The following is an 8,338-nucleotide window of genomic DNA, read 5'->3' as shown; positions in this document are numbered from 1 at the left end:
GCTAATCAAAAATAGTGAAAGTTTGTTATTACATGGGAATAAAACGAGAGGCTATAGGAGCACTCACTATAAATATGGCGCTTCTAATTTACTTCAGGTCACTGATCGGATGTACGTCTACTCTTCTTCAAACGTTATCTCACAGAAAGAGCAACTGAATTTTGAGAGAAACTAGGATTTGAGAAAAACTAAGACAGATCGTCAAGTACCCGTTGGGTAAGTTGTATCAACCTCTCTGCTAGATCGGAAGAAAGGTTTGAAGCATCAACGTTCGCTTTGAATTGTTGTAAAAAGCCTAATGCATTGTCAGGTTGGGTTGATGGAGAGTCACCGTACAGTATGGCGAGAGAAACTAACACCGAGTAGTAGTCATATAACACCGAGGCATGCTTGCTATGACGAGGATAGGCAAAACCATGCGTTTGCTGGACAACTCGGCGCTCGACCCAAGCATCCCCTACTCTTCGAGCATTAGAGAAGTCGATGAAACATAGAGTGCCATCTTTTTTTAGCAGGATATTACTCGGTTTCAAATCACCGTGCACTATATCGACTCGATGCAGTTCCTCCAATTTATCGAGTATCAAGCAAGTGATCTGCTGCCTCTTATCAGCGAGAGAGGGAACTCTTTCATGACACTTCATCACCTCATCAAGCGACTCACCTTCAATATAGCTCGTCAGTAGAATGCCCCGTTCGCCATCTTTTTCAAAACCCAGACAGTGGTGAGTTTCAATACCAAGCGTCGAGACGCGCTCTAGCCAAAGCGCCTCCCGCTGCAGCAAAATGGTCGAGAGCAAGTCCTCAGTATACTTAACCCTCACATTCTGCTTTCTATCAGCCAATATCTTTTCGCCGTAAGTCCTCTCTAACTCATATTCAGCCAAATACGTACTCGCCCACTTCGGTGTTAACGGGTCTACAACCATGAGGGGACACTAAGCTGACTAAAATAGGAGCTATCCAACGGCTGCTCTGTACCTTCACCACGCACAAGCAGATTTACTTCATTCGTTCCGCTTTGATAGCGCCATACCATTTCGTTGCTACCAACTTGAGTTGATGCATGCATCTTGTCGGCAACCTTGAACCAGCTCCAAACGCCTGCTTCTTTACTTCGCTGCATCACACCCAGTGTATCCTCGAGCAAAATCGATATTTCTTGCTGTTGATTACTCGGGATGGGCCACGCTTGTGTACGCCAGAGTTTAGGACCATTTTGATATTCAAATAGTTTGCTACTGCTGGTTAGCGCAAAGCGTGTAATATCCGGTGACATCTTGACTGCCTTAACCGCGAACTTAAATCCCAGCTTGTTGCCATCGAACATCTGTTGCTGAATACGTGTGATTGCATCATTGAGCGGCTGATATTGCCACGACAGCGCAAGATATTGGTGTGGGATGAAACCGTGGATAAACAGCTCTCTATTTACCGTAATATCAAACTGGCTCGCGTACTTAGCAGCAAAGCGATCAAACTCTCCATTGGGTTTAAAGAATGCTTCTACATCCGCTAACTTTGCATCCGACGCTGCGCTTGAGCTAAATGGGTAATGATTCGCTAACCTTGCTTGGTAAAAATCACTGACTGTGCTCCAATCCTGATTAATCACTTCTCGAACCGAATCTAAAGCTAAACCATTAACCAACGAGGCTTGCTGTTGCATCAACTCAGGTAAAATAGGCACATTATAGTCGTCCGCCAAACGATTTAACTGCGCAACCGGGTTGCTGGCATCTTTGTTTTCCAATTGCTCAAGGAAGTAGTGACCTTTGAATTGAATCTCTTTCGATTTCGCTGTCCAATCTCGAAGTGAGTTTAAATTGCCTATAGCGATATCATAATGGCTTTGTCCGGTTTGATTCGCTTCAATAACTTGATGCAAATGGCGAAACGGAAAAGAGATCGATTCTGCGACTTTTTCCATTGCAACACCTTCAGATGAAGTCACCGGTGAAGTGCTCTGCTCTTCTGATTTGGTGTTTAGTTGTTTTTCGTCAGGCGACTTCGACAGATTAGTATTAACATCTATCAGTTGGTAAAACTGAAACAGCGACGAAAAATTCGCATCAGTCACCAGAGCTAATTGCTGCTCACTCCCACCCCAACTATTGACCTCGGTCAAATGAACATTATTGGTTAAGGTCATCCAGTAGCGAATATAGTCTTTGACATAACGATCACGCAATTGGCGATTAATGCGGTTCATTTCTGCATCACCGTTAATTCGACCCATTACCCCCTCATAGTCTTGAATCGCTTGTGATGCTAACTGAAAACCAGTTTCATCGCTTAGTTCTTCAAAACCATCACGTGTAAATACATAAGGAATTAAGTAACCACTGAAGTCGTCACTAAAGTGAAAGACCTGCTCATAGCTTGGGTTTAGCTGCTTACGTATATCAACCCGCTTGGCAAACTCTTGATGCTGCATGATATGTTGATAGAGCAGTTCGCTTACATCATTGGACGAAAGCGATGACTTCACCAGTTCAAGCAACTGCTCATCGAATGCTGGAGGTGTCGCGGAAGTCGCCAGTACATCTTTCGCTAACAACTGAAAACGTTCGATAAGGTTGGCATAACCGCTCCCTTCTTCATTCAGTGCCTGCGTATAGTAGTCCACCAACGGTTGTGGTGAGTGGCGCTGTGCATTATAGAGAATTTGTTGCAAGTTAAGTAACTCAAGCGTCTTCACCTTATCATCTAACGAGTTGTAGACGAACATATCTTTCATCAGGTAATCCCGCATAAGGGTCAAAAGTTCTGACTTTAGCTCGCGATAATACGCTTTCGTAACCTCCTCTTGGATACTGGAATTAGGTAGCCAAGAGGAAATGTACCAAGGATGATTATCTTGCTCATAGAGTTGAACAATCTCACGTAGTTCAAACAAACTGAATACGGGTGATGCAAGATCATCAGGCTGAATTTTGTTCACGCTGAGATTTTCTTTGTACTGAGTCAGCATCATTTGTGCTTTGGCGTCTAGATCTTGCTGATAGAGATAGCCCGCTCGCAACATAGAGACAAAACCTACAAATAGCGCAACCATTGCTGTTACGACAACCCATCGACTGGCACGGTAAGTGACCTCTTTTTTCTTATTAACCCCAACCAATGTTGACTCTTTCAAAATACAGGCAGAAAAAAGATCTTTGGCAAACAAACTCAAACTCCTATTTGGCGTCTCAAGTTTTGCCATGGAGTCATAACCAAAATCAGCAGCATGCATCGCCGAAACAATATCTCGAGCTGAATTATCTCCACCACTATTCACCAAAAAATAACCACGGAAGAACAATTCAACATTATCAAATTGATGCTGATTAAAGGTGAGAGAAAGAAAGTCCTCAATTTCGTAACGTAAAGCTGAAAGCTGGAAAACACCTGCAAGTGCCGCATCTCTATAATCAGCGTTTAGCTGATGCTTGAGCGAACTTGGTAGACACCCTGCAATGTTTTTCATCAATTGCTCGAAAGATTGGTCAAACCATGCTTTGTCATATTGATGACTTTCTTCAATATTCCTCAACACACCAAACGGCAAATCGCGTTCATTTTCATCTAGTGGTGAAAACAGCTCACATAAGTCTTTGACTTGCGACATGTCAGTAAATGCGCAGTAGACTGGTAAAGTTAATCCTGATGAATGGTTTAACTCTTCTAACATTGCACGATATTTTTGGCTAAGTTCACTGACCGATATTTCAGAACGATCGAGTAAGCTACCTAAACTCACAGAACACAAGATGCCGTTAAAAGCCTGTCGTGCTCGTTTGGCTAAAACGAGCTCGATCAGCAGTTGATAACTTTTAGATAGGCTTTCTTTCGACTTCGACAGGTCAATTGTTACCATAATTACTGAATCAGAAGCCCAAAAGCGCAGTGCTACTAACTCCTCAGGTAAATCGTCGCTTGGTTCGACTTGCTCAAATCCCATTTGCTGCAACCAAAGTTGCTCAGAGCTTGGAGCTTCAGTCAAATGTACATACCACGGAATGGCATAAGGGTTGCTAAACAATTTGCCATGTTTACGCCACACGAGATTGAACAAACGCCTAATCTCTTCAACTCGCCAATTGTCTAACTGCCTCTCTTCTTGATTGACCTTTTCTCGGCGAAGTATGAGAAATATGCCCCAAAATGTAATAGCGAGAACAGACAGGATAGCTAAAGTTTGGATTACCACTAGCCACGCGGGCTCCAAGCGATAGGCTCCGGTTAACCACATCAATGCGGCGATCACACTGGTAATCAGCAATGCGGCTATGCTCGCGAAAGTGATTGCTTTGTTTTTACTTATCATTGATGAATCCTACTGCTTTGCCCTGGTAATAAAAGCGTCGTCTATCCCTGCACTTTTTGCATCATCAAGTACTTTTCTTGCCTCTTGGCTGGTGGCAACGTAAGTCGAGACTATATAAAACTTACCTTGTTGAATAACTTCTGCATTTGGCAACATACCGCCATTTTCTGAAAGGAAACTCTGCGCTGAAGATTGAGAAGACAGCGTTGCTAACTGCACTCGCCAACCGTTTTTTAATTCAGAATTATTTTTGAACGTAGAAATACCGTTTGCCGTCTTAGAGAGTTCTTCATCCGTACTGACATAGACATACTCTTTTTCTTGCACGTTCGCTTGGCGATAATAATTTTCGGTAAACGCAGGTAAGTTCGTAAAAGCCTGCGCATTAACTGGAATGATCAGGCTATACCAATAAGAAACACCAAACCAACTGCAAACAACTAGCGCGCCAAACAGCATAATGCCTTTTGACAAACGTATAGGTCTCTGTGGTCTCGAGCGACGTTTCTCTGTTGCTGGTTTGGGTCTTGATATGGAGTTTTGTAACTGTGCACTGCCTTCCTCGCTTTCGATAAATATCGCTTCTTCGAGACGCTGAACCAGTACACCCAAGAGCTCCTTGCCTTCAACGCGATACCTGCCTCGAAAACCTAACTTAATCATCAAATAGATAAGTTCCAGCAAATCCTTAAGTAAAACAGGTTGTAACAAAGCTCGCTCGGCGACTAAGTAAAACTGCTCGCCACCATTTTTTACCCCAAACAGCTCACTCACTATAGTTTGATTTACCCAACCAGACTCTTCGCCCCATTCCGAGTGAAGGATCTGCTCATCCAGCATGACAGCAAAAAGAAAACAGGTTTTGTCGGCAACCGAAGGCGGATAGTCGAGTTGGGCAACCTTATATTTTAAGTCAGTCAATTGCCCTTTGATTGCCGAGCGAAACGCGTACATATCTTTTGGTGCTTCAATGCGCTTCACCGAGATAATCAGAGACAGAAGATCGGAACTAACACGCAGGATTTGGTTATCAAATAGATCAGTTTTACGTTGAGCAAGGCTGTATCTTGCCTGATTTTTAATCGCGTTCAGACCACTGAGTCTTACTGTACCTGTTTGCGTATCTTTGTCGTCTGCAGTTGATACTTGTATCGGGACTGTTACTTCGTCGAGCAAATCGTTCATACACTTACCCCAATGCGTAGAGCTTGATCGCTAAGTCAGGAATTCGGCTGTCGACGTGCAGAGCAATCGCCTCACGTTTAGCCTTTAATTGCTGCCAGTAATCATGCGATGTTTCGATTTCAAAATAGGCTAGATCCGCCTGAGCTTTAAGCTCCGAAGGCGCAACAGGTAAAGGTTTTATCGTGACACCTGATTGGCTATTGCGTACCAGTTCTGCGATTAAGCTAATCCCGCTTAACGTGCAAGCGTTAGGAAATACGCTCGTTAGTGATGAGGCTCCCATAGCGGACTTGGCGGAAATAACTAAACGACGACCATCCATCTGCGGTAAAGTTGGGATCGAGAGGCGCAACAAGCGACGTTTTTCAAATAAATTACTATCCCAATCAAATTCAGACACTTTATCGCTTTGAACCATAGATAGTTTTTCACGTAAGCGGGCAAACAAAGGTCCGAAAGCGACATGCATATTCTCTTTATTTAATACAGCATGCTCAATACTCCCCATTGCTGGTGCAAAGCTGTCTAACTCTGCTGAAAAACACGCCAGTTTTTCATACAAAATCTCTACGCGAGTTTCGGTTTTTTCCGCTAATATCGACAGTTGAGGTAGCCAGCGATTCAATGTTTGTAACCACAAAAACTCACGCATCAAAGTAAGGTCGCTTTTGGTTTGTTCGCCGACACTGATGCGCTCTATAACATTATTGGCGCGAGCCTGAACTAGGATTAACAGCTCCTTAAGCCGCTCTTTTAGCAAGGTTGACGCGCCATATTGTAGACACGCAGGAATGAAACCGCGATCTAGGACAACTTCACCGTCCTCTCTTCTTTCCAAGATCCGAGCGACTGGGATAAGCACTAGTCCATTGCTGTCTTGCCCCTCTAACACCAAACGCACGTTCGCTTCTGCCAAGGTTGCACTAATGCCACTTTGCTCAGAATCAGTCGCATCAAATAAGCTGTGTTCGGCGGTGACATAACGCTTTAACTCTTCACGTTCACCATATTCATTCTCTCCCTCTATTGAGAGGGGTAACGCTAAGTAGATAACTTTGTTTAACGTATTTTCGGGGATCTCGATGATCAGTTCTCGAGAACAATCAAATAGTGTTCCGTCTTGAAAGATTCCACTGCAACGCACAACACTAAATTTGCCAAGTTTTAAGTAATTAGCTTCTGTCTCTAGTGCTGATACCCCATAGCTTTTGCCATCGGAGGTAATATCAACGTACTTTTGAATATATTGTGTGATATATCTTTCTGTCTGTTGAAAGTGTTGGGGTGCCACAAACATCCCTTCTTTCCAAACTACTTTTCTCTGATGTTTCAAAATGGGTCTCCTTACCACCATGAACTATCAACTGGCTGAGAAATCTCAATGCTCGCTTGCGAGATTTTTATGATAATTGGGTTTTCATCTGGCTCTTCAACTAACGCAACGACTGATTTAGCCGTAGCCACCTCATAATCAGCAAACTCAGCAAACACCGCTATGTACTTCGTATCCTGTTGTACTTCGACAACAAATGAACGCGCTTCTCCTGGTAAGACGGGCGTCATTACCTTGGAGTCAACCAATGAACCGGCGAGAACACTATCTCCCGATTCATAAATACTGACAAAATCCGCACTTTCAAACGCACCAGAGTCTCGTAGTTGATACAACCTAACCACAAGGGGACGCGCAAGTTCGTCATCAAAAGTGTTGATATCTTCAACCGCCTGCATCTCGACTGGCACTGAGATTGATGGTTGAAAAACAACGTCATCGCCAGAGCTACAAGCCATCAACACAAAAGCCAAGCAAGCAGTTAAAAAGCCATGAAAACAACTTTTACGCATGACTATTTCTCCCTTAGTTCTTCCATCAGCAGCGCCGTAAACTGGCGTTTAAATTCGCTCTTTTGCTGTTTGCGCATAAACTGCTTCTTGTACAAAGACCAATACTTCTTGTCCTTGTTTCCCCAGCCGGAGATATAGTCATTGAACTCATCTTCTAATGCCTCGGGATTGAAGTCAGCGAGAAACTTATCAAGCGTCACTTCAATGCAAGAAAATAGCCTTTCACGATCAATAGCGGCAGTCAGTGAGGTTTGTTGATGTTTAACTAACTGATTGAGACGCTCGATGCTGGTATCCAACGCTTGAAGCTGAAGATCGTTACTCAAGGTGATGCCAGGATCACTAGATTCAGCACTAACTTGATGCTCGGTCACCATCACAACGTTGCCGCTGCTTTCACTCTCGGCAGCCAGCATTGAAAGCTCATCATCTTCTTCAAAAGGGTCGTATGCATACGCATCTTCACTGAAGACATTTTCAGAGGAAAACGTGACTGCATCTTTTCTTGTTTTTTCCGGTGTGATTGACTCAATGTCATTAGCAAAAAAAGCTTCCGTTGGCTCTTCAATTACACTGTCAAAACTAAACTCAGCATTTTTCACCACGTCTTTATCACTGTTGCCCACTCTGCGTTTCTCTGAGTGAGCAACATCGGAGAATAGCTCATCCATGTTGCTGACCAGCATCAGATAGCCACCAATACGAACATTGTCGCCATCATTGAGTTTTATTGATTGGCCAACACCAAGATCGACGCCATTGACCTGACAGCCGTTGACACTGCGATCAATTAACTGAAAGCCTCCGTCCTTTAGAGGGGAAATTTCCACATGCACGCGAGACAAGGTACAGCTGTGGTCTGGCAGTTGAATGGTACACTCGTAGGAACGCCCTATCGTACCGCCACTGCTAGGAAGCGTGATTTGTCGACTTAAGACCTGCTCATTTTCAGGCAGCTCAACCAATTGAAAGCTTATATTCATGGTATTCCCTTAC

6 protein-coding genes are annotated in these 8,338 nt (G+C 43.8%); all 6 read right to left on the bottom strand.

The annotated features are described in order from the left end of the window. Positions 1–188: 188 nt before the first annotated feature. Genes DPF93_RS02535 through DPF93_RS02510 form a run of 6 tightly spaced genes read right to left on the bottom strand, consistent with a single transcriptional unit; the run spans position 189 to position 8,325 of the window. Complete coding sequence (locus DPF93_RS02535) at positions 189–929, bottom strand: protein kinase domain-containing protein (protein ID WP_114764652.1); 741 nt, start codon at positions 927–929, stop codon at positions 189–191. After that, a complete protein-coding gene (gene tssM / locus DPF93_RS02530; protein ID WP_114764651.1) occupies positions 920–4,312 on the bottom strand; it encodes a type VI secretion system membrane subunit TssM in 3,393 nt (1,130 codons plus the stop codon). The genes DPF93_RS02535 and tssM overlap by 10 nt, the downstream gene beginning before the upstream one ends. Positions 4,313–4,321: 9 nt before the next feature. Further along, a complete protein-coding gene (gene icmH, locus DPF93_RS02525; RefSeq protein WP_114764650.1) occupies positions 4,322–5,497 on the bottom strand; it encodes a type IVB secretion system protein IcmH/DotU in 1,176 nt (391 codons plus the stop codon). A gap of 4 nt (positions 5,498–5,501) precedes the next feature. Next, the gene (gene tssK, locus DPF93_RS02520; protein WP_244204665.1) at positions 5,502–6,830 is read right to left on the bottom strand and encodes a type VI secretion system baseplate subunit TssK; all 1,329 of its coding nucleotides are present in this window, start codon (positions 6,828–6,830) and stop codon (positions 5,502–5,504) included. Between the two features lie 11 nt (positions 6,831–6,841). After that, positions 6,842–7,342 (bottom strand): type VI secretion system lipoprotein TssJ, encoded by a 501-nt coding sequence (gene tssJ, locus DPF93_RS02515; protein ID WP_114764648.1) that lies wholly within the window; start codon positions 7,340–7,342, stop codon positions 6,842–6,844. A gap of 2 nt (positions 7,343–7,344) precedes the next feature. Further along, on the bottom strand, positions 7,345–8,325 hold the full coding sequence (locus DPF93_RS02510) for a type VI secretion system-associated FHA domain protein (RefSeq protein WP_114764647.1): 981 nt from the start codon (positions 8,323–8,325) through the stop codon (positions 7,345–7,347). Positions 8,326–8,338: the final 13 nt, after the last annotated feature.

Source organism: Vibrio rhodolitus (genome assembly GCF_003350325.1).
Taxonomy (GTDB): domain Bacteria; phylum Pseudomonadota; class Gammaproteobacteria; order Enterobacterales; family Vibrionaceae; genus Vibrio; species Vibrio rhodolitus.
This window is presented reverse-complemented; position numbering and strand designations above follow the sequence as displayed.